The sequence below is a fragment of the Cytobacillus sp. FSL K6-0265 genome, assembly GCF_038003465.1.
GTDB lineage: Bacteria > Bacillota > Bacilli > Bacillales > Cytobacillaceae > Cytobacillus > Cytobacillus stercorigallinarum.
This window is the reverse complement of the sequence record NZ_JBBOPE010000001.1, coordinates 3395657-3420389: the sequence shown is the minus strand read 5'-3', so window position 1 is coordinate 3420389 and position 24733 is coordinate 3395657. Positions and strand designations below refer to the sequence as shown.

The 24733-nt window shown below is 36.5% G+C and carries 21 protein-coding genes and 1 pseudogene; 16 read left to right on the top strand and 6 right to left on the bottom strand.

What is annotated here, in order from left to right:
- The first annotated feature begins 160 nt into the window (after positions 1–160).
- From pepV to ytvI, 3 genes are all read left to right on the top strand, one after another.
- Positions 161–1576, top strand: coding sequence for a dipeptidase PepV (gene pepV, locus MHH73_RS17180; protein ID WP_191809824.1), 1416 nt, complete (start codon positions 161–163; stop codon positions 1574–1576).
- A gap of 91 nt (positions 1577–1667) precedes the next feature.
- Positions 1668–2534 (top strand): D-amino-acid transaminase, encoded by an 867-nt coding sequence (gene dat / locus MHH73_RS17175; RefSeq protein WP_191809826.1) that lies wholly within the window; start codon positions 1668–1670, stop codon positions 2532–2534.
- A gap of 563 nt (positions 2535–3097) precedes the next feature.
- The gene (gene ytvI, locus MHH73_RS17170) at positions 3098–4228 is read left to right on the top strand and encodes a sporulation integral membrane protein YtvI (protein WP_191809828.1); all 1131 of its coding nucleotides are present in this window, start codon (positions 3098–3100) and stop codon (positions 4226–4228) included.
- Positions 4229–4272: 44 nt separating this feature from the next.
- On the opposite strand, the gene MHH73_RS17165 is transcribed toward ytvI, so the two are convergent.
- The 3 genes from MHH73_RS17165 to MHH73_RS17155 are packed head-to-tail and all read right to left on the bottom strand — an operon-like array spanning position 4273 to position 5753.
- Positions 4273–4746: a GNAT family N-acetyltransferase gene (locus tag MHH73_RS17165; protein WP_191809830.1), complete on the bottom strand. Its 474-nt coding sequence runs from the start codon at positions 4744–4746 to the stop codon at positions 4273–4275.
- Positions 4727–5218: a DinB family protein gene (locus MHH73_RS17160; protein ID WP_191809832.1), complete on the bottom strand. Its 492-nt coding sequence runs from the start codon at positions 5216–5218 to the stop codon at positions 4727–4729. Before MHH73_RS17160 ends, MHH73_RS17165 begins: the two co-directional genes overlap by 20 nt.
- A gap of 22 nt (positions 5219–5240) precedes the next feature.
- Complete coding sequence (locus MHH73_RS17155) at positions 5241–5753, bottom strand: GNAT family N-acetyltransferase (RefSeq protein WP_191809834.1); 513 nt, start codon at positions 5751–5753, stop codon at positions 5241–5243.
- 241 nt (positions 5754–5994) lie between these two features.
- Between MHH73_RS17155 and MHH73_RS17150 the strand changes: the two genes are divergently transcribed.
- From MHH73_RS17150 to MHH73_RS17135, 4 genes are all read left to right on the top strand, one after another.
- A complete protein-coding gene (locus MHH73_RS17150; protein ID WP_191809837.1) occupies positions 5995–7932 on the top strand; it encodes an FUSC family protein in 1938 nt (645 codons plus the stop codon).
- 166 nt (positions 7933–8098) lie between these two features.
- Positions 8099–10138 (top strand): catalase, encoded by a 2040-nt coding sequence (locus tag MHH73_RS17145; protein WP_191809840.1) that lies wholly within the window; start codon positions 8099–8101, stop codon positions 10136–10138.
- A 350-nt stretch (positions 10139–10488) separates the two neighbouring features.
- Positions 10489–10722 carry a hypothetical protein gene (locus MHH73_RS17140; RefSeq protein WP_191809842.1) on the top strand — a complete coding sequence of 78 codons (234 nt, stop codon included), beginning with the start codon at positions 10489–10491 and terminating at the stop codon, positions 10720–10722.
- A gap of 24 nt (positions 10723–10746) precedes the next feature.
- The gene (locus MHH73_RS17135) at positions 10747–12003 is read left to right on the top strand and encodes an MFS transporter (RefSeq protein ID WP_341068302.1); all 1257 of its coding nucleotides are present in this window, start codon (positions 10747–10749) and stop codon (positions 12001–12003) included.
- A gap of 79 nt (positions 12004–12082) precedes the next feature.
- Here the strand turns inward: MHH73_RS17135 and MHH73_RS17130 are convergent, their stop codons facing one another.
- On the bottom strand, positions 12083–12955 hold the full coding sequence (locus MHH73_RS17130; protein WP_191809847.1) for a TetR/AcrR family transcriptional regulator: 873 nt from the start codon (positions 12953–12955) through the stop codon (positions 12083–12085).
- Positions 12956–13111: 156 nt separating this feature from the next.
- Between MHH73_RS17130 and MHH73_RS17125 the strand changes: the two genes are divergently transcribed.
- The 3 genes and pseudogenes from MHH73_RS17125 to MHH73_RS17115 all read left to right on the top strand — a co-directional run bounded on the left by MHH73_RS17125 (position 13112) and on the right by MHH73_RS17115 (position 16128).
- Positions 13112–14632: an MDR family MFS transporter gene (locus MHH73_RS17125; protein WP_191809849.1), complete on the top strand. Its 1521-nt coding sequence runs from the start codon at positions 13112–13114 to the stop codon at positions 14630–14632.
- A gap of 170 nt (positions 14633–14802) precedes the next feature.
- Positions 14803–15349: pseudogene (locus MHH73_RS17120) on the top strand (IS1595 family transposase); the annotation flags it as partial.
- A 59-nt stretch (positions 15350–15408) separates the two neighbouring features.
- Positions 15409–16128, top strand: a complete 720-nt coding sequence (locus MHH73_RS17115) for an alpha/beta fold hydrolase (protein WP_191809851.1) — start codon at positions 15409–15411, stop codon at positions 16126–16128.
- Between the two features lie 136 nt (positions 16129–16264).
- Here MHH73_RS17115 and cysK read toward each other — a convergent pair whose 3' ends face one another.
- On the bottom strand, positions 16265–17194 hold the full coding sequence (gene cysK / locus MHH73_RS17110; RefSeq protein ID WP_191809853.1) for a cysteine synthase A: 930 nt from the start codon (positions 17192–17194) through the stop codon (positions 16265–16267).
- Positions 17195–17374: 180 nt separating this feature from the next.
- Here cysK and thpR point away from each other — a divergent pair, with 180 nt between their 5' ends.
- The 4 genes from thpR (at position 17375) to MHH73_RS17090 (ending at position 22335) form a co-directional block, all read left to right on the top strand.
- Positions 17375–17935 carry an RNA 2',3'-cyclic phosphodiesterase gene (gene thpR, locus MHH73_RS17105; protein WP_191809855.1) on the top strand — a complete coding sequence of 187 codons (561 nt, stop codon included), beginning with the start codon at positions 17375–17377 and terminating at the stop codon, positions 17933–17935.
- A 12-nt stretch (positions 17936–17947) separates the two neighbouring features.
- Entirely contained in the window at positions 17948–18898 is a 951-nt protein-coding gene (locus MHH73_RS17100) for an NERD domain-containing protein (RefSeq protein WP_191809857.1), read from the top strand.
- Positions 18899–19270: 372 nt separating this feature from the next.
- A complete protein-coding gene (gene pulA / locus MHH73_RS17095) occupies positions 19271–21397 on the top strand; it encodes a type I pullulanase (protein ID WP_341068296.1) in 2127 nt (708 codons plus the stop codon).
- A gap of 146 nt (positions 21398–21543) precedes the next feature.
- A complete protein-coding gene (locus tag MHH73_RS17090; protein ID WP_191809862.1) occupies positions 21544–22335 on the top strand; it encodes a phosphotransferase family protein in 792 nt (263 codons plus the stop codon).
- On the opposite strand, the gene MHH73_RS17085 is transcribed toward MHH73_RS17090, so the two are convergent.
- Positions 22323–22601, bottom strand: coding sequence for a YtzH-like family protein (locus MHH73_RS17085; protein WP_191809864.1), 279 nt, complete (start codon positions 22599–22601; stop codon positions 22323–22325). The two genes, MHH73_RS17090 and MHH73_RS17085, sit on opposite strands and share 13 nt — an antisense overlap.
- Positions 22602–22829: 228 nt before the next feature.
- Between MHH73_RS17085 and trmB the strand changes: the two genes are divergently transcribed.
- Together trmB and MHH73_RS17075 are read left to right on the top strand one after the other, a co-directional pair.
- Positions 22830–23468: a tRNA (guanosine(46)-N7)-methyltransferase TrmB gene (trmB, locus tag MHH73_RS17080; protein ID WP_341068292.1), complete on the top strand. Its 639-nt coding sequence runs from the start codon at positions 22830–22832 to the stop codon at positions 23466–23468.
- Between the two features lie 378 nt (positions 23469–23846).
- Positions 23847–24689, top strand: a complete 843-nt coding sequence (locus MHH73_RS17075) for a YtnP family quorum-quenching lactonase (RefSeq protein ID WP_341068289.1) — start codon at positions 23847–23849, stop codon at positions 24687–24689.
- Positions 24690–24733: the final 44 nt, after the last annotated feature.

Below are 24733 nucleotides of genomic sequence, written 5' to 3'. Positions count from 1 at the left end.
AATTGTTCGGACTTTTCATGTGGAGTGGACCTTGAAATAGAAACATACCGTTCATATCGTTATATTTTTGAGGGTAGTGTTATAATAACCATGAAAGCACTTACTTTATTAATCCTTTTAAACGAAGGATGTTGATTACATATAGCAGGAGGTTTTTACATTGGGTAATATTAATTGGCAAGAAGAAGTCATGAAAAGAAAGGATGACTTAATTAAAGATACACAAAAGTTATTGCAAATTAAAAGTGTACTAGATGAGGAAAATGCAACATCTGATGCACCGCTCGGTAAAGGGGTAAAAGAAGCGTTAACCTATTTATTAAATTTAGGAGAAACCGATGGATTTATAGCAAAAAATGTTGAGAATCTTGCTGGTCATCTAGAATTTGGGCAAGGTGAAGAGTTACTCGGCATTCTTTGTCATGTCGATGTTGTTCCTGAGGGAGATGGCTGGTCCAGTGATCCTTATGCGGCGGATATAAGAGATGGTAAAATCTTTGCTCGTGGGGCGATTGATGATAAAGGACCAACAATGGCTGCCTATTATGCAATGAAAATTGTCAAAGAGCTCGGCGTAGATATGAACAAACGTGTAAGGATGATTATTGGTACAGATGAAGAGAGTGATTGGCGTTGTGTGGACCGATACTTTGAAGTAGAGGAAATGCCGACTTTAGGTTTTGCCCCAGATGCAGATTTTCCGATTATTTATGCAGAGAAGGGCATTGCTGACTTTGATCTTGTGCAAAAAGAAATTATTCGCGGTGTCGCTTCCTCCCAAGTAAAAGTGCTCTCACTTCAGTCAGGTAAAAGATATAATATGGTTCCTGATTTTGCTAAGGCGTCACTGATGGTTCAATATGAGCCAACTGAAGTTGTACAAATGTATGTAGACTTCTTAAAGGAAAAAGAACTTCAAGGTAAATATTATATGGATAATGGCGAACTGATTCTTGAGCTTGAAGGGGTATCTGCACATGGTATGGAGCCGAATTTGGGTAAAAACGCCGGACTATTATTAGCAGATTTCCTTTCAAGTTTAAAGCTAGATCAGCAAGCAGACCAATTTATCGGTTTCATAGCGAAACACTTTGCTAATGATTCTAGAGGTAATCAGTTAGGTATTGCCTTCTCAGACGAAATCACCGGAGACTTAACAATCAATGTAGGTAAAATCTATTACAAGCAACAAACTGGCGGCAGATTAGGTTTAAATATGAGATATCCAGTTACGACTGATATTGAATCTACATTGCAGAAAATTGAACAAAAGGCTAAAACATTAGGGATGCTATTTGAAAACCTAGATGATTCAAGACCGCATCATGTAGATGGCGACTCTTTCCTTATTCAAACATTAAAAAAAGTGTATACAGAACAGACTGGGGAAGAAGCTGAGTTGCTTTCGATAGGTGGAGGAACCTATGCGCGTTCATTAAAAGCTGGCGTAGCTTTTGGTGCGTTATTCCCTGGGAGAGAAGATGTAGCCCATCAAAAAGATGAATATATGTATATTGAAGATTTATTGAAAGCAACGGCCATCTATGCAGAAGCAATCTACGAATTGACAAAATAATCTATTGATAAATGCTGTTTTCCTTGGTAAGATAGCGTTGAAGTTTAGCACTTTAAAGGAAAATTGAAATCGTTGAAGGAGATGCTCTATCATGAATTATGTCATTTTTAATGGCAATATCATTGAAAGATCGGAAGCAAATGTTGATATTGAAGACCGTGGTTACCAATTTGGTGACGGAGTGTATGAAGTCATTCGCGTCTATAATAGCAAAATGTTTACAGCGACAGAACATTTGGAGCGAATTATTTTAAGCGCTAAAAAAATTGGCATGGAGTTAACTTATACTGTTAATGAAATGAAAGAGTTGTTAACACAATTAATAACAAAAAATTCATTAGAGCATGGAACGATTTATATGCAATTCTCAAGAGGAGTAGCTCCACGTAATCATCCATATCCTCCTTCTGATGTGGCTCATTCATTTGTTGCCTATACGAAGGAAGTAGCACGTCCGCTTGCGAATTTAGAAAATGGTGTCAAAGCCATTTTAAAAGAAGATATTCGTTGGCTACTTTGTGATATTAAAAGCTTAAATTTACTCGGTAATGTAATGGCTAAACAAGAGGCTGTATCACAAGGCTGTTATGAAGCGATTCAACATCGTGGGGAAGTTGTAACAGAAGGTAGTTCATCCAACATTTCTATTATTAAAGATGGAACGCTCTACACGCATCCTGCTTCCAATCTGATTTTAAATGGCATCACTCGTCGTAAAATGATTGAGGTTTGTGAAAAGGATGGTATTCCGGTAGTGGAAGAGCCGTTCTCATTAAATGATTTAAATACAGCGGATGAAGTATTTTTATCTAGTACAACTTCAGAAATTACACCTATCGTTCAAATTAACGAAAAACAAGTAGGTGAAGGTGTACCTGGCGTATTAACGAAGAGAATTCAAGGATTATTTGATGCAGCGATTGAAAGCGAATGCGGAAGCTTAGCAACAACAGTGTAATGGCTATCAATAAAAAGATAGGATAGAATTCTTTCTAATAAGTAAAATCAAACAAGCTATGGTGAAGGCACCCCATTTGTTAGACAGTATCTAACAAGTGAGGTGCTTTTTTTATTACTAACAGGACCTTTTCATGAATAAAGTCCAGCTATAAATGAAACCTTCCTTGATTGCACACACACTCATCAATCGCACCCCCTGAGTATGAAGACAGTGTGGACAAAAAGTGAAAATGATGGGGTTACATCAAAACACGTCAGAAGCGAGAAAACCCGATTTAATTCTAGTGAAAAATCGTGTGTAAACAAAATAATCATATTGACCCCTAACGAATCTCCCCCAACATACGGGCACCGTGAGTTTGCGGCCACATCATTAAAATAAATCAATTCACTAAAACGTAGATTCTTTTTATTTCAACTATTTATTTCTCAACAGATTTTTTGAAAAATTATACCAAATTTTTCATGATTTTCGAGTGTAGACTTTTTGTTCTTTCAGTGGACTAGTATATAATTATGACATAGAGTAAACAGTAGAATTGAATGAAAAGAGGATGTTTTATGAAAAAAAGTCATGCTTGGATGATTGTACGAGCTGGCATGCTTATACTTACTTTGGTGTTGCTCGGGTGGTTCATCATAAAAACATTCACCCTTACCTATCCTTTCTGGTTGGCTGCCTTATTTGCCTGGTTTTTACAGCCCGTCGTCCGGTTATTACAAAGTAAATTACGCTTTTCTTCAGGATGGGCAAGCTTCGTTGGCTTGTTAGGCGGTGTTCTTGTCATATGCGGTATGATTACTGGCATATTGTTCTTACTAATCGCCAATTTTAAAAACTTTTTCTTGCAAATCCCTGACTGGATTGAGGGCGCTTCTATTAATGTGCAACACTTTTTTAATACGGTTGTTTTACCTTTTTGGCAAGATGCGTCAGGGTTATTTAACTCAATTGGTTCGGGTAATAATCAGGCAATGAAGCAGGGGATTATGGAACTTGGTTCACAGCTGGGTTCTATTTTAGGTGATGCTGGGCAAGGGATTGTTGATCGGTTATCTCAATTGCTACTCAGCTTGCCCACATTTTTTGTTGCCTTTATTTTTTTCTTATTAAGCATTTACTTTATGGGGAAAGATTGGGGACAATACAGAAGCTTTTTTAGAAAAATTCTTCCATTTCGTATGAGAGTAAAGGCAAAAGAATTTAACGTGGCCATAAGAAACCGACTGTTTGGTTTTATACGAGCGCAGTTTATTTTAATGATTGCAACAGGAATCATTGTCTTCATTGGTCTTGCTATTTTGCGAGTAGAAAATATATTTACACTCGCGGTCATTATAGGAATCGCAGAACTTCTACCATATTTAGGCACAGGGACCATCCTCATTCCTTGGAGTGTTTATCTTTTCATTACAGGAGATGTTAGACTTGGGATTGGCATTGCCATTGTTTATGGCGTGACATTAGTCGTAAGACAATTATTAGAGCCCAAAGTTTTATCGAGCAGCATGGATTTAAATCCGGTTGCTGTGTTAATCTCTCTTTTTGTCGGTCTTCAATTATTTGGAGCATTTGGCTTATTTATTGGTCCAGTAACACTTGTTTTACTTATCATTCTTCACGATATAAAGATTACACATAGTATTTATTACTTTATAAGAGATGGGTTTAAGAATGAAAAAGCTGGTTAGGCTGGTGAAATAGAAAAAACGAACAATTTTGTTCGTTTTTTCATTTACAGTGATTTTATGTACCAACGATTCATGGCTGAATGTTCAGACCCTTTTAGTGGTTCATGAAGTAATTCAAAACCATATGATTGATAAAGGCGATCTGCAATTGTTAGTGTATGGTGTGTTTCTAAATAACAATATTGATAATGTTGTTTTGCGAAGGTGAGTGCTGTATCCATTAGCTTTTTCGATAAGCCGAGTCCTTTAGCTTTTGGTGATACATATAGTTTTTGTAATTCACATATTCCTTCGTCTAAGTCAAAAGGAGCAATGCCGATACCTCCAATGATTTCTTTTTCCATTTCAACAATCCAATAAGATGAGCCTGGGGTTTCTTTATAGTATTGATGGAGTGAATCTAATTGAGGATCATAGTAAGCCGTTCCTGGAATAGCTAAATTAGCTGACTCTAATGCTTCTTTTATTATTGCTGCAACCTTTAAGTTATCTTCCTGCTTAATTTTTCGGATATTCATCATAGGAACCTTCCTTAATTAAACGGTTAATTATATTGATTGATTGCATATGGATTCCCTCATGAAAGATCGTTCTGATGAGAACATCCTCAATTGTGCACATACCCATATCGATTGGCTGATATTCGCGATTTAAGATGTCACCATAATGATGTTCAATTACAGTCGGCTGCTCACGAAGTAATCCGATAAGATTTTCATAAGATGGTGTGTGTTCGTTGAAATCAGCTGGTGTTGTACCGAAACCAAAGAAAGATTGAAACGTTGATAAGTCTATGATGGCTTCCTTAGTTAACGATTGTATCCATAAAAATTGATCAAGATAAATATGCCCCATATGCCATCTGATGTTATTGCGAAAACCGGAAGGAATGATTTCTGCTTGTTCTGCAGATACATCTTTGACGATTGCTAGTACTTCCTCACGATACGTGTGTAATTGATTAAAAAGAATAGTATGACGTTTTATCAACAGAATCACCTCGTAATATTCGTTAAACCATCTTATACATTAAAACATCGTCCACATACTCATCATCACTAAGCTTAATATCTTTTATTTTTCGTCCTTCTTCCACAAATCCCATCTTTTGATAGAGATGGATAGCCGGTTGATTAGTCGAAAACACTCCTAAGCATAATTTTTCAATGACCGGGTGTTCTTCAGCCCATTTGATCAGTGTTTGCAATAATTGTACACCAATGCCCTTTTTACGATAGCTTGAGTCAACATATATACTAAAACTACCATGGTGAGCTAGTCGTGCAATGGATGATGAGCGAAATATAATACATCCAACGACACTGTTATCTGATTTAGCGACAAAGGCAACCGCATTTTTTTCACTTTGTGTAAGGATGGCAGATAATTTCTTTCTTTCTTCATCTATATTTGCTGAAAATTCTTCGTTCGTAGTAATGAAAAATCGATTTTCTTCAACGATACTTTTCTCCAAAGTAAGTATATCATCTAGATCAGCTAACAACGCTTGATGTACTTTCAACAACTACCACACTCCTTACTTTTGATACAATCAATGAAATTATACGAAATATTCTCATAAATTGCAAAGTGAATAGCACCCGTACGATTGCCACATAAGTATTTTGGCAATATGGTATACTAATATTTAGGCGGAAAAATTCCTTTTTATAGGAATTTATTTATGTTCTATAGAACATGGGCATCTAGTATGAATAGATGCTCTTTATTGTTTTTATTTTAAGGTTGTAAGTGAGGTTTTGTAAATGAGTGGAAATACAGATAGGGAGAATGTATCGCTTTTTCAACAAGCTCTAAAGGTGAACAAAAAACCTTTTCCATGGGTAAAGGCTTTTCTAGCTGGGTTAGCTGCAGGGCTTCCGGTGATTATTGGTATCCTTTTTGGAGAGCTAGAGTATGGCTTATTAACAGGTATGGGCGGGTTTACCTATCTTTATGTATTTAATATTCCATATGCCCAAAGAGCGAAAAAACTATTTTTCGTTGTGATAGGTATTACGTTATCTTCGTTCTTAGGTACAATTGCTGCGCCGTTTCCGCTTGCTGTTGCGATTATTATGGGTATAATTGCTGCAATAGCTACGTTTGTCTTTGGTGCGTTACGGTTTACGGGACCAAGTGCGATCTTTTTTGTATTAATTTTTGCCATGACTTCTGGTATGCCTGTAGCGCCTGAATTAGCGTTTCAACGTGCTGGATTGGTGTTTTTGGGCGGAGCATTTTCGTGGTTAATTGCGATGGCAGGCTGGTTTGTGAATCCTTTTGGACCTGAAACGGATGTCGTTAAGAGAGCTTATAATGAATTAACCATTTTGATAAAAAGTATTGCTACAGAGCAGTTTGATGAACAAAGGTATAAAGTGATGTCCTCCTTAAATGATGTCGAGGATATCTTAATTGCTGGCTATTTACCTCTTAGAAGGCAGAAGAGATATGATCGTTTATATGTGTTAAATGATCATTTGAATCACATTTTTCTAGAGGTGATTAAAAACTTTTCCAATGAAAAAACAGCGCCACCGCAACAATTAATAGAACAGCTTCAAGTTTTAACGAATTCAGTTGATAAAAGTAGATTGAATATAATAGAAATCGAAGAAGATGAAGTAAGAGGCTGGCACGCGAAATATAAACAATTATACGCAATTATTAAACGTATCGATTGGGATACGGAAGATATTTCTTCTCATGTGAAAGAAGAAATAGAACTTTCTAAACCCACTGTCAGAAAAGCTTTACTTCATTCATTTGATAAGAACTCGATTGTCTTACTCTCTGCGATTAGAATTGGAATTATGACGATTATTGCAGGAATTATCGCTTATCAATTTCATTTTGAACGTTCATTCTGGGTCCCTCTCTCTTGTGTAGCTGTTATGTCTGGAGCAACAGTTGTTGCCACTTATCATCGTGCAATTCAACGTGGAATTGGTACAATAGTTGGAATCTTAATCGCTAGTCTTATACTTAGTTTTCATCCTACAGGACTTGTCATCGCCATATTAATCTTTTTACTTACCTTTATTACAGAATTATTTATTGTGAAAAACTATGGATTGGCAGCAATCTTTTTTACACCTAATGCATTGTTAATGGCAGAAACAGTAACCCCAGGTGATTTTGCGTTTACTTATTTCGCTCAAGCAAGAATAATTGATGTTTTTATAGGTAGTATCATTGGGTTATTAGGTGTTTTAATTATTGGGAGGAGCTCAGCCTCTAGTAGGCTACCCCATTTCATTTCAAAAACAATTCGTAGTCAAGCCCAGCTCATGTTTACAATGTTTTCGAACCATACAAAAGATAGCCATGAATCAGAAAGAGAACTGTCTAAATTGAAAACAAACATTCAAGGCTTAAAGACAGTATACAATACAGCAGCAGGTGAAATCCCCATCGATCGCGGCGCGTTAACCTATTATTGGCCAGTTGTCTTTTGGTTAGAACAAATCACCTATTTTCTTGAAAAAACAGCAGAAGAGAAAGATAAGCAGGTGAAATTATCTGATGAAGCTTTAGCGCGACTCTTGTATTCTTATGAATCTTTAGCTAACGCAGCGTACCGAGAACATGCCCCAGCAAATTTCTCCTTTCCTAAAATGGAAGGTTTGTCTAACTTGAAAAATGACATGATTCATCTTCAAAAATCATTACAAATGCACGAAGAAAAGCATCCATCATAGGGTGCTTTTTTGAATGATAAAACGCTAGTATGTTTGTATATCGATTCCATCTTTTTTTGTAATTATTATTAAAAAAATGATTGTTTTTGTTTTAGAAAGAATATGGAGGGTAAATAGAAACAACCATTCCTTAAAAATAATTACATAATAAAAGGAGAGAATCGCTATGTCTAAAAATGATAAAGACCAACAACTTGAACATTTTAGAAGTAATGATAATGAGGATAAAGATTTAACAACAAACGGAGGAGTAAAACTTTCAGAAGATGATCATTCTTTAAAAGCTGGTACAAGGGGTCCAACATTATTAGAGGATTTTCATTTACGTGAGAAGTTAACACATTTTGACCATGAAAGGATTCCAGAGCGTGTCGTTCATGCCAGGGGATTTGGTGCTCACGGTGAATTTCAAGTCTATGATGATTCTATGAAGGCATTCACGAAAGCGAAATTTCTAACGAATCCTCATACGACCACGCCTGTTTTTGTCCGGTTTTCAACAGTTGTTGGTTCGCGTGGTTCACTTGATACGCCAAGAGATGCCAGGGGATTTGCAACGAAATTTTATACAGAAGAAGGAAATTATGATTTAGTAGGTAATAATATTCCTGTGTTTTTTATTCAAGATGGAATTAAATTTCCTGACTTAATTCATGCGGTCAAACCTGAACCGCATAATGAAATGCCACAAGCTGCGTCTGCACATGATACATTTTGGGATTGGGTCTCACAAAATCAGGAATCTGCCCATATGGTTATGTGGGTGATGAGTGACCGTGGTATTCCACGAAGTTATCGTACAATGGAAGGGTTCGGCGTTCATACATTTAGATTGGTTAATGATAAAGGCGAAGGTCACTTTGTTAAGTTTCACTGGAAACCAGTATTAGGTACACATTCACTCGTTTGGGATGAAGCACAAAAATTAGGAGGAAAAGACCCTGATTTCAATCGTCGTGATTTATGGGAATCTATCGAAGCAGGCGACTATGCTGAATACGAACTTGGTGTACAAATTTTAGAAGAGAAGGATGAATTTTCTTTTGATTTCGACATTCTGGATCCAACGAAAATTTGGCCAGAGGAAGAGATTCCTGTTCGTAAAATTGGTAAAATGACACTGAATCGCAATGTAGACAATGTGTTTGCTGAAACAGAACAAGTTGCCTTCCAGGTTGGAAATGTTGTACCTGGTATTGACTTTACGAATGATCCTTTATTACAAGCAAGATTATTTTCCTATACAGATACCCAATTAATTCGTTTAGGTGGTCCGAATTTTCATGAGCTACCTATTAATAGACCAGTTTGCCCTTTCCACAATAATCAAAGAGACGGGTATGGCCGCCAAACGATTAATACAGGACAAGTTGCTTATCATAATAATAGACTAGCAAATGGTTCACCAAATACGGTTGAAGAATCTGAAGGCGGTTATGCTCACTATCAAGAAAAAGTAGAAGGTCGAAAAATTAGAGAACGAAGTGACAGCTTTAAAGATCACTTTAGTCAAGCTACACTGTACTGGAATAGCTTGAGTGATATTGAAAAAGAACATACGATAAGTGCTTTCCAATTCGAATTGAGTAAAGTGGAAAGTCAAGGTGTGAAAGAGCGAGTAGTTGAAATGTTTAGTCACGTAAATAGTAATCTTGCTAATCGCATTGCTGAAAAAGTGGGTGTAGATGCAGTTGGAAATAATGAAACAATGACAACGAAATCCTCGCCTGCACTAAGTCAACAAAACACAATCTTTTCAGCCGCTACACGTAAATTAGCTATCATTGTAACAGATGGGTTTGATGGAGAAAAAGTAAAGTCAATCCTCAATGATTTGCAAGAAGCTGGTGTGAACCCATGTATTGTAAGTGACCGTCTTGGCACTATTAGAGGTAGTGGGGGAGTTGAGGTACAAGCAAAACATACATTTGCTAGTGACAGCTCAGTCGTATTTGATGGTGTGTATCTCATTGGTAGTGATAAGGTTGATGCAACATTTAAGCATGATGCCTTGCTGTTTATAGATGAAGCCTACCAACACTTCAAACCAATCGCTGCAACTGGAGATGCTATCTATTGGATTAAAGATTTAGATTATCCTAGTGAAGAAGGGATTTTACTAGAGGAACAAGCAGGTAATGATTTTGCAAAACAAATCGTTGATGCTTTGTCAGCTCACAGATTTTGGAATCGTTCGCAAGTATAATGAGATAAGAAGGAAAACAGAGATGTCATTTAATGGTGTCTCTGTTTTTTTGTGAGCTATGAATAGTAAATCTATCTATAGGCATCATCTTTGCTATAATACGGTGTTGTTTTTGAAATAGTGTCCACTCTATTCTGTTCTTATATCTTTTCTTATCTATTAGATACAGTCTAGATAGTAACTTGAAAATACTTCTATTAAAATAAACGGATGTATAACTTTTTATGCTTAAAATAAGATGTGAGTAAAGCATTTACTAGCTGAATGATTAATCAAATAATTAATCCTATGTGTCAGAAATAGAGTAAACTAATCATTAATGATTAATACAAGAGGGGATGGGAATAAAATTGAGTGAACATCAAATGTCTATCATTGATTTTGCAAGGAGGGGACAATCTATTTATATTGTCCTACAAGGGTTCGATGCACAAACCGATCAACCATTTGCAGGAGAAGTAAGAGTTCTAGGGAATAACATATATGGTGATATGATTCATCCGAATAAGTCACTTTTATCTGAAAGCTGTCAACAGTTTATTAAGGATGCAGTACAAAGAAAACTTCAAAATCAAGAAATATAAGGTCCAACAAAGTGAGGGGAAGAAATGGGAGAAGCGATTCAATCGAGTTATAATGAGAGTGAGAGAGATAGATTATATAAAAGAACATTAACGGTTGTTAGTATTTCTCAGTTGTTTGGTGGAGCAGGTTTGGCTGCAGGGATTACGGTAGGAGCGTTATTAGCAGAGGATATTCTAGGTACGGCTTCATATGCAGGCTTGCCAACAGCTTTATTTACGATTGGATCAGCAGTGACTGCGTTTATAGTAGGGAAAACATCTCAACATTACGGCAGAAGAATTGGACTGACTATAGGTTTTATTGTTGGTGGATTAGGAGCATTAGGGGTTGTGTTGGCAGCTATATTACAGAATATTTATCTATTATTCTTTTTTTTATTTCTTTATGGTGCAGGTACGGCAACCAATTTACAAGCGAGGTATGCCGGCAGTGATTTGGCTAATGAGAATCAAAGGGGAAAAGCAGTTAGTTTGACCATGGTGATGACCACATTTGGAGCAGTATTAGGGCCCAATTTAGTTAACACTATGGGAGAGGTGGCAAGTCGATTAACGATTCCTCCTTTAGCTGGCCCGTTTTTATTATCTGCTCTGGCATACATAGTGGCCGGGATAGTGTTGTTTATTTTATTGCGCCCAGACCCTTTTATTTTAGCGAAGCAATGGGTAGCTGAAGAAGAAAAACAAAAGAGTAGTGCTGTTATTGCCACCAATAGAGTAAATAACTATCATATTGTTGTTGGAGCAACAGTAATGATTCTAACACAGTTAATTATGGTAGCGATTATGACGATGACCCCTGTTCATATGCTCCATCATGGTCATACACTACAAGCGATCGGAGTGGTGATTGGCGTTCATATTGGTGCGATGTATTTACCATCTCTATTTACAGGTGTACTAGTTGATCGATTAGGTAGATATTTTATGGCTATCGCCGCAGGTGTGACATTGTTGTTATCCGGAATTACCGCTGCTAGTGTGCCTGAAGATTCTTTATTTGGATTAATCTTAGCTTTAGCTTTATTAGGGTTAGGCTGGAACTTCGGTTTAATTAGCGGAACGACTTTAATTGTTGATGGAACAACCAATGACAACAGAGCGCATATTCAAGGAAAAGTAGATGTATTTATTGCCCTATCAGGTGCGACAGGTGGATTGCTTTCGGGCATGGTTGTTGCTCATTCTAGTTACGCTACTTTAAGTATAGTGGGTGGATTGATTTCATTCGTTTTAGTACCGATTGTCTTCTGGCCAAAGTTAGCAAAAACAAATAGCTAATGGCAAATGAATAACCACGGACCAAAATTCATTTGGCTCGTGGTTATTTTAGACAAAAGCAAAACTGTCCAAGCTATGTTTATTTTGTTTGTAAATAGTACCAAATTAAATTTATAAATGTATGAGCTTGTAATTCGATTTCCGTCTTGTCTAGTGAGGTTTGGAACGGTTTGAGTAAAGGTAACAGAACAGGCTTGCGAATTCGGTCAGCTCTTAATTCTGTTAATATCGCATCAAATAAATCTTGTTGATCTTCATCAAATTGGTGCTGTTCTTGCAATTGCTGAGCAAACTCAAAAATTTCCTCAATTTTGATGATCCGTTTATTTATATGGGTTCTTAGCTGATCAATGGCTGAATAATTGAGAAGAGAAACGCCACTAGATTTCATCGTTTGTAAAAGCATCTCTAAATAAGAGAGTGTCACATCAATCAGTTGTTTTAAGTCATAGACATTATTCGTAATTCTTTTCACAAAGAGAAGGTGTTGGAGCATTCCAGTGAATAAGACCACTCCTTCAAACGCATAATCTCTAGTGTCTTCTCCAAATACCTCAATCACTCTAGAAGTTAACCATTCCATATCGTACACTCTATGTTGTAATACGAGTTTTTTTAAATCCTTTTCATTGGAATGCAATATCGCTTCAAATAATCGATGAAGATTACTGGCTTCTTGAAATGTGTATAAAAGAGAGATTTGATCAATAAAAACGTCTCTATCTTGTGCATCTTTCCCCACTTGTAGAGCAATTCTCCTTTGGCTTGCTTCATAGCGCAAATCCTCTAATATCTCAGCGATACAATCATTTTTTGTGGCGAAATAATTGTAAAATGTCCCTTTGGAAATATTTGCTGAATCAATAATGTCTTGTACAGATGTTTGTTGAATCCCCTTTTCTTGAAACAATTTCAACGCTGCATCTGCCACTTTCTTCTTCTTGTTATTCATCGTGTATTCCCCCACCCTTATGGCTTTCATTATAAATTCTTAAGAGGAGAAATACAACGTAATTAAACCCAAAGTATAAATATGTTGACCAATTTATACTTTGGGTTTAAAATGGTTCAGTACTCGAAATAAAAAAAATAAAAAGGATGAGAAAGTATGGATTCAAGTTTACAACCTCAAAAACCCCCGTATTTAATGCTTGCTGTATTATTTGTCGGTGCGTTTGTGTCTTTCTTAAATAATTCATTATTAAATGTGGCATTGCCAAGTATTATGGTCGACTTAAATGTAGATGATTATTCTACAGTACAGTGGCTGGCAACTGGGTATATGCTAGTTAGTGGCGTGCTTGTTCCTGCTTCAGCATTCTTACTGACACGTTTTAAAAATCGTAGCTTATTTATTTTCTGTATGTCTGTCTTTACAATTGGTACAGCGATGGCTGCTTTTGCACCAAACTTTGCTATGTTACTAGCAGGCCGTATGGTTCAGGCTGCAGGTGCATCAGTTATGGGGCCTTTATTAATGAACGTCATGCTAGTTAGTTTTCCTCGTGAGAAACGCGGTACTGCAATGGGTGTGTTCGGGTTAGTTATGATTACTGCACCAGCCATTGGTCCGACTTTATCTGGATATATTGTTCAATATTATGATTGGCGTGTTCTTTTTGAGATGATCTTACCATTAGCAATCATCAGCTTATTACTTTCTATTTGGAAGTTAGAGAACGTTATGCCTCAAAATAAAAATGTGCAACTTGATTATTTATCAGTCGTGCTATCTTGTTTAGGTTTCGGTGGCTTGCTTTACGGGTTTAGTTCTGCTAGTGCTGATGGTTGGACAGATACATGGGTACTAACGACTTTAATTGTTGGTGGCATTTCATTGATTCTCTTTATTATTCGCCAACTGACAATGGAAAAACCGTTATTGGATTTACGTGTATATAAATATCCGATGTTTGCACTAGGGTCAGTGATTGCAATTGTCAATGCGGTAGCAATGTTTTCAGGTATGATCTTAACGCCTGCGTATGTTCAGAGTGTTCGTGGCATATCGCCGCTTGATTCTGGACTGTTAATGCTTCCAGGAGCGATTGTGATGGGAATTATGTCACCAATCACTGGTAAGTTATTTGATAAATTTGGACCACGTATATTAGCTGCTGTTGGTTTAATAGTCACAGCTATTTCAACTTATATGTTAGCTAATTTACAAATTGACACATCCTATAGTCATATTGTCATTATCTATGCGTTGAGAATGTTTGGTATGTCAATGGTTATGATGCCAATTATGACAAATGGTATGAACCAAATTCCAAATCGCTTAAATCCACATGGAACAGCAATAAATAACACAGCTCAACAAGTTTCGGGTTCAATTGGTACAGCTATATTAGTAACGATTATGAATAGCGTCACACAATCAAAAGCAGAAAGCTTAATGACAGGGGTAGACCCTACAACAATGACTGAAGCAACTACTGCTGCAGTTACTCAACAAGCGTTACTAGCAGGTATCCAATATGCCTTCTATGTATCACTAGTTATTAATATCGTTGCACTTATACTCGTATTTTTTATCAAACGAGTGGATACAAGTGAGGAAGCGGTACGTAAGTTAGAAGAAGAGGAAGACAATAGACATTCAAAACCAGTGAGTGCAGAAGTATAAGAGAAAGGCCATTCGAAATCGAGTGGCCTTTTTTAAATACTGGATTTGGATAAAATTCAATATTAATCGAACTTCTACCATGGCTAAGTTGGTACAATATTGTGTTCAATTCCTAAGGAAACAACAAGGTATTCAATGAAAGACTATAGAACATTGCTAAAAGGTAAATAGCCATTAAACAAATGGGTTTTGACAGATTTTGCAGGTATCGTGGAAATGGATGAGACTTATTTTCTGTACTTGGAAAAAGGGAAACGCAAAATTGATGGTCGAAAGGCTCGTAAACGAGGTATTAGTAAAGAACAAGTTTGTATATTGATTGTAAGAGACCGTCAGAAGGAAACGTATTCGAAGGTCGTTGGTCAGGGTCGAATTGTAAAATCCCGACTGGAAGAGGCAATTGGCACTAAACTGTCTCCTGCAAAATCTACCGATGCTTGGCGGGCATGTATGACTTACGTAAAAGAAAAGACGTGTCCGAGGCGTTTATCATATCCAAAATGTGAATAGTTATCACAGTCGTTCGAAGGGCTGGATAGATCGGTTTAATGGCGTGGCAACGAAATACCTTGACCATTATTTGAGTTGGTTTCAATTTCTAGACCAATTAAACATCGAAATGACGACACGACGGTTAGCAAGATGATTGTTGAAGGTTGTCTGTTTTCAACGGATGCTACCTATGATAAACTTTGGATATCAGAATTTTCCAAATGAGTACCGAAGCTTATTTCGTTATAGGAAATATTAATTAAACAAAGAGGTGGGGGGATTATATGATTTTACATACAAATATTACAGGTGAAGGCGAACCCTTAGTTCTCATTCACTCTGGAGGAATGACTGGCTTGACCGAGTATCAGGAACAAAGTGAATACTTTTCAGCTAGGAACTTTAAAGTAATTAGACCTGATTTAAGAGGACACGGAAAGTCTGTTGGAGAAATCGATAATTACTTTAGTCGTTGTGTGAAAGATTTAAATGACACCTTGGAATTTCTGAATATTGAACAATGTCATATTGCAGGAGTTTCAATAGGTGGAGTCGCTGCTTTGCTTTTTGCTAAAGTATATCCTAATAAGGTTAAGTCTCTCAGCTTTTCTGGGATATTTCCAGTAGAACCTGATAATTGGACAGAACTTTCAAGAGAAGAAGCTGCATCCTATGAACAATTGTTTAATAACGAAGAAGCCGTATCATTCTTAAACGAAATTCACGGAGAAAATGATTGGAAATTGTTACTTCAATCCTTCAATGGTGAAGATTTCTACCCCTTTGATAAAACAGGTGATGTATCTGATATCAAAATCCCAACATTATGTATTGTTGGCGAAAAGCAAGAAATAGAAGTTTCCGCCGCTATAACCTACAAGCAATTAAATGATAATATTAATATATCTGTTATTCCTTTTTCTGGTCACTTGGTACATAGGGAACAACCAGATTTATATACTAAAACTTTACATACATTTCTTAACAATATTATCAGTCTGTAAAAGTAATATAATTTACATTCTGCTTAGAAAGTCGATTACTTATTTATTTAATCTTCTTGAACTTAAAGGGAACTCCGAGATAAATATGGAGTTCCCTTGTATATTTTATAATATCAAAATTATCATTTAACATAGCTTAATTTTTAAATAAATCACTTGATAAATATCGTTCACCTGTGTCACAAACAATGAATACAACGACATCTTCTGGTGATAACCTTTTTGCGACTTGAATCGCTGCAAAACAGGCTGCCCCTGAAGATGGGCCAACAAGAATTCCCTCTTTTCGTGCGAGTTCTCTTGTTGTTTGATACGCGTCTTCGTCTGTGATTTGATGTATTTCATCATAGACATTTGTATTTAAGATATCTGGTATAAAGCCAGGACTTGTCCCTACTAATTTATGTTTACCTGGTTCTCCACCGGAAAGCACAGGCGAACCTTTTGGCTCTACAACGTGGATTTGGAGCCCCTCATAATAATCTTTCAATACTTCCCCTGTGCCTGTAATGGTTCCCCCTGTCCCTGCAGTAGCAACGAAAGCAGACAAACTCTTACCTATTTGTTTCATCCCGTCAATAATTTCAATAGCGGTTGAATGCCTATGGGCATCAGGGTTAGCATTATTTTCAAATTGCATAGGGATAAAGCTATTAGGAATTTGTTTAGCTAATTCTTTTGCTTTTCTGATTGACCCAGGCATTTTTTCATCACCAGGTGTGAGAACCACTTCTGCACCGTACGCCTTTAATAAATTGATTCTTTCTTTCGTCATCGTATCGGGCATTACTAGTATGCTTTTATATCCTTTAGCGGCCGCATTCATTGCTAGACCTATGCCTGTATTTCCGCTCGTTGGTTCAATAATGGTAGCCCCTGGTTTTAATACCCCTGCTTGTTCAGCTTGTAGAATCATATTATATGCTGCTCGGTCCTTTACACTTTTGCTAGGATTAAAAAACTCTAGTTTCCCATAAATAGTAGCCCCATTTTCAGGTCCAATTTTATTTAATTTCAATAGGGGGGTGTCGCCTATGAGTTGCGCTAAGTTTTCAACAACCTTCATTCAAGTCGCATCCTTTCTTCAATGCTTTACTCTTTATTATAGTTATATCATATTTAACCTATCCGTTATAAAGGAATTTGCTTAAAGGCAAACATGACATCATACCTACGGAAAAATACTGAAATTCTTATCTGTTCTGATAAAATAGATATAGATCAATTAGGAATTGGGAGGATAGAGATGAAGAAAGAGAGAAGTCCTCATTACTTTTATGCGATTAGTATACCAAGAAATATACAATTAATCATAAAGCAAAAATGTCTAGAAATAGAGGCTAATTACCCATTTAAAGATTGGGTACATGAACGTGATTATCACATTACTCTTGCTTTTTTAGGGAGTGCTCCCTCAGAAGTGTTGGACGAGATGAACCGATTGTTAGTTAATGATCTAAAAAATATTTCCTCGTTTAACTTGTATCTTGAAGGTGTGCAAACTTTTGGGCTTAAGGAACGCCCTCGTATTCTCTGGTGTGATATACATAAAGAAAAGCAATTACATGAGATTCAAGCAATTGTTACTCAAGTCTGTGAAAAGTATGGATTCCCACGGGATAGAAGAAATTTTACGCCACATATTACATTAGCTAAGAAGTGGCAAGGTGAAAATCAGTTTACACATCTTCCATCTATTATGGAAACACCATTATCATTTGAAGCTACTGAAGTGGGTCTTTATGAAGTAAATACAGAGGAAAAACCAAAATATAAGAGAATAGCAACATTCTCATTAAAAAGTTAAGGGGGTAGTAGGGTGGGGCAGTTAATAAAAATTATCGATTGTATTTCACGATATGAGCAGAATATTTATTTATATCCCTCTAGATTTGTAAAATTAAAAAAGCAACAATGGGAACTGTTGTTAACTCGTTTTGAAGAAGAAGGAAAAGAGTCCCAACTCTTAGAGGAAGAACCATCTCAATATCATAAACCAGGCTTGAAGGATAAGTTGCTCAATATTGTCAAAAGAAACAAGGAGACAATGATAGAAGAAGAGATGGCTGAAGAGGAACCGAATCATAATGAAGAGTCTTTTTCGTTTACCGCGGACTATCATGTGAGACCTACCTCAACAAAAGAACTTAAGCAAATGTACCTCGATCAATTATTTCGCACACAATTAAAGTGGGCAAGCTCGACCTTGTTTTCTGAATCGTCTTTACCAAGAAGTTACTATTATAATGAACAGTTAAAATACTTGTTACAAAGGTTTCCTGATACATTCCTTATCCTTTTTATGCCGATACTAAAACTAGGTCAAGCACCGGTTTCTCTTGATACAATAGTTCTCACACCGACAGAAGTAATCTGTCTTCATTTTTTAGACGGTGATGAATTAACGGCTTATACCGGAAGTGGTGGTCGATTTTGGTTAGCTAAAAAAGAAAATGAGCAGAAAATTTTAAACCCATTGATCTCATTGAACCGAACAGCTGCAGTAGTCAAGAAAATTTTGGACAAACATGTAGTCACTTTACCTGTTCAAAAGGTCGTTCTTTGCCGAGATGGCTATATTGATTACCCTACAGTTCCATTTGATGTTACTTTAATTGATCGGAAAGCGTATCAGTCTTGGTTCATAAATAAAAGACAAACAAAAGCACCGCTAAAAAGTCAGCAGTTATTAGCAGCACAAGCTTTATTGACTTATGCGGAAAGTATATCATTTGAAAGATCGGAATGGAGTGACATAGGAGAAGGGTGACATTTTGAAAGTCTATTAGGCTAAACAAGCACTTAAATCACTGTTGAATAATATAGATGATAATGGAGGAGAGTTTGATACAAGAAAAGTATGCGGACTAAATCACACAATTTGTGATTGTAAAAATAATATGGGCTAATGATTTGTTGTCCAAGTTACCTATAAAGTGAATCGGTTTATAACCAACGACAATCGAACCTGAGACTTTTGATGGCGTTACATATGTATTTCCGCAAACGTCATGAGTATAGGAAGTGACGACACTTCATGACTTTCTATCTCCATTCGCGCTTCTCGTTTGAAGCTACACCTAAAAGATACTTCCGAACTAGCAAAGAGCATAACCATTAAATGAAGGGATGGGGGAGTAATATGAATGATAGTAAGAAAGCGTTCTATGCGTATTTAGATCGAGTAGATTTAATCACTTTATTACTTCCTTATGATTATCACCAAGGCCAGTCAAAGTGTTTTACTTATATCCATCGTGATGAAAGATTCGAGCTTGTGATAGAAGGAATAGAAGAAATTAATGATTTTCGTAAATACTATTGTTCTTTTCCTCATCCTTTTCCATTTGGGGTGATATGTTATATAGAAAGTGAGCATGGAGATGTAATTGAGGTTGATATTGGGTCGGTGACACGAACACCTGAATTTGATGAGCTCTTCAAATACGAAGGATCTCTTGGATATGAATATCAGCCACATGCTACGACTTTTAAAGTATGGGCACCAACAGCAACTGCCCTACAATTAGAGTTACAGCATGGCGATGAAACGGAAATGATTGATCTAATTAGGAAACAAAAAGGCGTTTGGCAGGTTACTGTTTCAATGGATGTGCATGAATGGCGTTATTGCTACCACATATGTGTGAACGGGGTTTGGAGAGAAGCTGTAGACCCATATGTAAAAGCAATTACTCCGAATGGGCATTTAGGTGTCATTATTGATGAGAATCGATATAAACATCCAAAAACAGCCCGCCCACCCTTCTCAATAATGACAGATGCCATTATTTACGAAACGCATATTCGTGATATGACCATTCATCCAAATAGCGGTGTCCACCACAAAGGCTTATATAAAGGCTTAACTGATGCGAACACTTCTAACATAAAAGGAGATTCTACAGCGCTCAATTATATGAAAGAATTAGGTGTAACACATATAGAATTTTTACCATTGAATCATTTTGCGGGAGTTGACGAAACAAGACCAGATGATCGTTACAATTGGGGATATAACCCTCTTCATTTTAATGTGCCACAAGGAAGTTATGCCTCTAATCCTGCCGCTCCCTATACAAGAATCAATGAATTAATCGAACTCATTGATGTCATTCATCAAAATGGGATGAGGGTCATTTTAGATGTTGTTTATAATCATGTGTATGAAAGAGAAACTTCCTCTTTTGAAAAATTTGTTCCAGGCTATTATTTTAGACATGATCTAAATGGGACACCATCAAATGGAACAGGTGTCGGAAATGATATCGCATCTGAAAGGCAGATGGTAAGAAAGTTTATTGTTGATTCGATTACTTATTGGACCAACACTTTTAAGGTTGATGGTTTTCGATTTGACTTAATGGGTATTTTAGATGTGAAGACGATGAAACTTATTAGGGAAACGTTAGATAGTATTGATTCGACAATCCTTATGATTGGTGAAGGTTGGGACTTAAATACTCCTCTCGCTAAAGAAGAGAAAGCGAATATTCATAATCAAGATAGGCTTGGTGCCATTGCACAATTCAATGATCAGTTTAGAGATGGAATAAAAGGGAATACATTTAATCTATACGATTGTGGATATGCGCTTGGTAATCACTATTACTATCAAACAGCTAAAACGGTATTAAAGGGGAGCGTTGGTCAACAAGGGATATTTAACGAGCCATTTCAGACGGTAAATTATGTAGAAGTACATGATAATCATACTTTATGGGATAAAATCCATATATGTTTTCCTGAAGATACAGATGAAAGTAAACGACTAAGACACCGATTAGCAACAGCGATGGTTCTTCTGGCACAAGGAATCCCTTTCTTGCATAGTGGTCAAGAGTTCTTTCGAACAAAAAAAGGGGAAGGGAATAGTTACCGTTCACCAGATTGTGTGAATCAATTGGATTGGATGGCTAGGAGTAAATATAAAGAGAATGTGGAATATGTAAAAGGGTTAATTGCTTTTAGAAAAAAATATGCGATTTTACGCTTATCTAGTACGAAGCTGATTAATGAAGCTGTAAGTTTTCTAGATATCGAAAAGCCACTGCTGGCGTATTTACTTTCACATCATAAATTTAATGATGACGTATTATGTTATTTTAATCCAACTGAAAAGGAATATAAGATTACCTTACCAAATGGGGAGTGGCAGCTTTATGTCACTCAAAATCAAGCTTCTCCTCATTCGTTAGGTAACTATTCTAATATGACTTTGCCTCCATTTTCCTGCTATTGTTTTGTTCAGGAAAAAGTAACTTGCTAAAAACTCTTGAAAGAGATAAAATTTATAAAGATAGCTATTGTTGAATTTGTATCAATAGCTATTTTTATTTTCAGATGAAATTTTAAGTGAGAAATTGTTTAATACAGCTATTCATAAATGGCGTAGTAAATTGCAGGTGAACTATTTTGGAAAATTTTTTCGGGGATGACTGGCGGATTATCCCGGCTGGTGGTGCAACTGGAGAAGCCTATTATGCACAACATGATGAACAGCGATTATTTTTAAAAAGGAATTCTTCTCCTTTTCTAGCCGTGCTTTCTGCTGAAGGAATTGTCCCGAAGCTTGTTTGGACGAAAAGGATGGAGAATGGAGATGTATTTACTGCTCAGCAATGGATGAGTGGGAGTGAGCTTAGGCAATCGCAAATGAATAGCGAGCGCGTAGCCAAGCTGTTAAAGAAAATTCACTCATCAAGACCATTGCTTGCCATGTTAACTAGGTTAGGAAAATCGGCCATTCATCCAGAAACAGTATTACAATCACTATTAACGGAATTGGATCAAGACTTATTGGAAATTCCATTAGTAGCTGAGTCACTAACATTTTTAAAAGACACAGTGAACGCGATTGAAACGGATGTAGCAACTGTGTGTCATTGTGATGTGAATCATAATAATTGGCTATTATCCGAGGATAATCAATTGTTTTTAATAGATTGGGATGGAGCAATGATCGGTGACCCGGCTATAGATATTGGCACATTATTATATGCCTATATTCCATATGAGCAATGGAATGAATGGCTTCAGTTATATGGCATGGTGTTGACGGAAGATTTGCGCTTGCGAATGAAGTGGTATGCATTGTTCCAAGCCTTGGATAGTATTCAATGGCATAAAAGTAAATTCCGTTTTCAAGAAATGAATAATCTAATCCAAGGGTTGGAAAGAAGGCTTCATTTAGATTATATAAGTTGATTCATTGTATCGACCCATTGTGAGAGATCCTCTTTGCTAGAAGAAATATGCTCGTTTAGATTAGATGATTCAATACCGTTTTTACTATATTGATCGACATCGTTTAATAAAGGAAGTAAATCTTGATGGACATTTTCTTGGTTTTGTAGGGATTGTACAAGCCTAGCAATTTGTTCACATTCTGATTTGGAGCCACAGGCATCTGTGTGATGGTTCCTTAATAGATCCTGCAGCAATGTTAATTGGTCTTTTTGACTAATCGGCATTTTACTCACCCTTTTTCTTTTTATGGAATCACAACTAGATTGTGATTCCTTTCGTTTTTTATACATACAAAAACGTGTAATTATCAGGGGGGGGTGAAGTGAGTCTTTTCATCAGGTGATGTGTGTCCTTTCAAGACTGCATAGTATGATACTCCTTTTAAAGGAGCTTGCACACTTTTACATTGCATGTTATCTTTTGAAAGATGAATTGAATATAGAGGTGTAATTATGCGACAAAGAAATAAACCGTGGGCGAGAGAAAAACTTGCCAGTTATCCACAATACATTATCCAAGAGCCAAAAGAACAAAAAGGACAGTGGCAAGCGTGCTTTGGAAATAATCGTCCACTTCATATCGAAATTGGCACGGGAAAAGGTCGTTTTATTACTGGGATGGCAAAACAGAATCCTGAGATTAATTATATTGGGATTGAATTAGCTGAGAGCGTCATCGTAAGTGCGCTTGATCATATTATTGAAGAAGAGCTACCGAATGTAAAATTGATGAATATCGATGCAGCAGAGTTACGTGAGGTATTTGAGAAAGGTGAAGTTGATCGTATTTATTTAAACTTCTCAGATCCGTGGCCTAAAAAACGGCATGCAAAAAGAAGATTAACTTATCAAACATTCTTATCTCTTTATGAAGATATTCTACCTCCACATGGAGAGATTCATTTTAAAACAGATAACCAAGGTCTATTCGAATATTCTTTAATGAGTTTCTCCCAATACGGTATGATATTGAAATATGTCAGCTTAGACCTTCACCAAAGTAATTATGAAGGAAATATAATGACAGAGTACGAGGAAAAGTTCTCTAATAAAGGTAGCCGTATTTTCCGATGCGAAGTGCAATATCGTTAATGTAAGAATGCCACTCAGAAATAGAAAAAGGTCTTTATCGTCATGTTTTATGGATGATAAAGACCTTTTTCACTTCTATAATCATGATTCTTTGAGAATATACGTACACAAGCAAAGGTGAAAATGGATGAATTGGGTCCAAGGTTTAAGTTAGGTCTCTGGCATACAAACCTTTAACGGAAGTCAACGGATAAGAGAGCTTCTATGTAGCGATGAATTAGCAATTCTCATCCTTGCTTCACAGCTTTTTAGTGACTATACCAATTGGCTTAATTGGACTTGTTTTTTCTTATTTTTAAAATGAAATACCGTATATAATTAAATTTCTTAATATTGCGTATATATGGTAGACTAATGGTGTGAAAGGGAGGGGAAAGAATGGATACTTTACAAATAGACGATATAAAATTAACTTGGCTCCGTGGTGGTGTTAATCATCTAGATGGGGGAGCGATGTTTGGTGTAGTACCGAAACCGTTATGGTCAAAAAAATACCCCAGTAATGAAAATAATCAAATTGAGTTACGAACAGATCCAATCCTCATACAATGGAATAATCAATTGCTGTTAATTGAAAGCGGTTTAGGAAATGGGAAGTTTACAGATAAACAAAAGCGGAATTTCGGTGCATGGGAAGAATCATTTATTGAAGAAGACTTACGCCAACTAGGGTTTACAACGTCTGATATTGATTATGTTCTCATGACACATATGCATTTTGATCATGCTTGTGGTTTGACTAAATTAGAAGGAGAATCCTATCATTCTGTATTTCCGAATGCGAAGATTATTTGTTCGCAAACCGAATGGAATGAAATGAGGAATCCGAATATTCGCTCACGAAATACGTATTGGAAGGAAAATTGGCAAAGTATACAACAACAAGTAGTAACTTTTGATAAAGAATGGCGTATGGGACCGCTTCAAATGATTCATACAGGCGGCCATAGCGATGGACATAGCATCATTATCATTGAGGGGAAAGAAGAGTTGCTTATACATATGGCCGATATTATGCCAACACATGCGCACCAAAATGTGCTATGGGTATTGGCGTTTGATGATTATCCGATGGATTCTATCTCTGCCAAACAAGAGTGGATGAAGATTGGATTGGAAAAAGAAGCCTGGTTTAGTTTTTATCATGATGCCTTTTATCGAGCGGTTAAATGGAATCAAGCAGGAAAAGAAATCATTGCAGAAATTAAAAGGGAAAAATAAAGAATGAATGCCTGTGCCCATCAACGCATCTGCGTCGATGAGGC

Bases quoted from the DNA above. Each gene is read 5' to 3' on its own strand.
- MHH73_RS17075 (WP_341068289.1), top strand. From the start codon at position 23,847: ATGGATACTTTACAAATAGACGATATAAAATTAACTTGGCTCCGTGGT.
- MHH73_RS17150 (WP_191809837.1), top strand. From the start codon at position 5,995: ATGAGTGGAAATACAGATAGGGAGAATGTATCGCTTTTTCAACAAGCT.
- pulA (WP_341068296.1), top strand. From the start codon at position 19,271: ATGAATGATAGTAAGAAAGCGTTCTATGCGTATTTAGATCGAGTAGAT.
- ytvI (WP_191809828.1), top strand. From the start codon at position 3,098: ATGAAAAAAAGTCATGCTTGGATGATTGTACGAGCTGGCATGCTTATA.
- MHH73_RS17135 (WP_341068302.1), top strand. From the start codon at position 10,747: ATGGGAGAAGCGATTCAATCGAGTTATAATGAGAGTGAGAGAGATAGA.
- MHH73_RS17115 (WP_191809851.1), top strand. From the start codon at position 15,409: ATGATTTTACATACAAATATTACAGGTGAAGGCGAACCCTTAGTTCTC.
- trmB (WP_341068292.1), top strand. From the start codon at position 22,830: ATGCGACAAAGAAATAAACCGTGGGCGAGAGAAAAACTTGCCAGTTAT.
- dat (WP_191809826.1), top strand. From the start codon at position 1,668: ATGAATTATGTCATTTTTAATGGCAATATCATTGAAAGATCGGAAGCA.
- MHH73_RS17130 (WP_191809847.1), bottom strand. From the start codon at position 12,955: ATGAATAACAAGAAGAAGAAAGTGGCAGATGCAGCGTTGAAATTGTTT.
- MHH73_RS17165 (WP_191809830.1), bottom strand. From the start codon at position 4,746: ATGAATATCCGAAAAATTAAGCAGGAAGATAACTTAAAGGTTGCAGCA.
- cysK (WP_191809853.1), bottom strand. From the start codon at position 17,194: ATGAAGGTTGTTGAAAACTTAGCGCAACTCATAGGCGACACCCCCCTA.
- MHH73_RS17145 (WP_191809840.1), top strand. From the start codon at position 8,099: ATGTCTAAAAATGATAAAGACCAACAACTTGAACATTTTAGAAGTAAT.
- MHH73_RS17085 (WP_191809864.1), bottom strand. From the start codon at position 22,601: ATGCCGATTAGTCAAAAAGACCAATTAACATTGCTGCAGGATCTATTA.
- thpR (WP_191809855.1), top strand. From the start codon at position 17,375: ATGAAGAAAGAGAGAAGTCCTCATTACTTTTATGCGATTAGTATACCA.
- MHH73_RS17125 (WP_191809849.1), top strand. From the start codon at position 13,112: ATGGATTCAAGTTTACAACCTCAAAAACCCCCGTATTTAATGCTTGCT.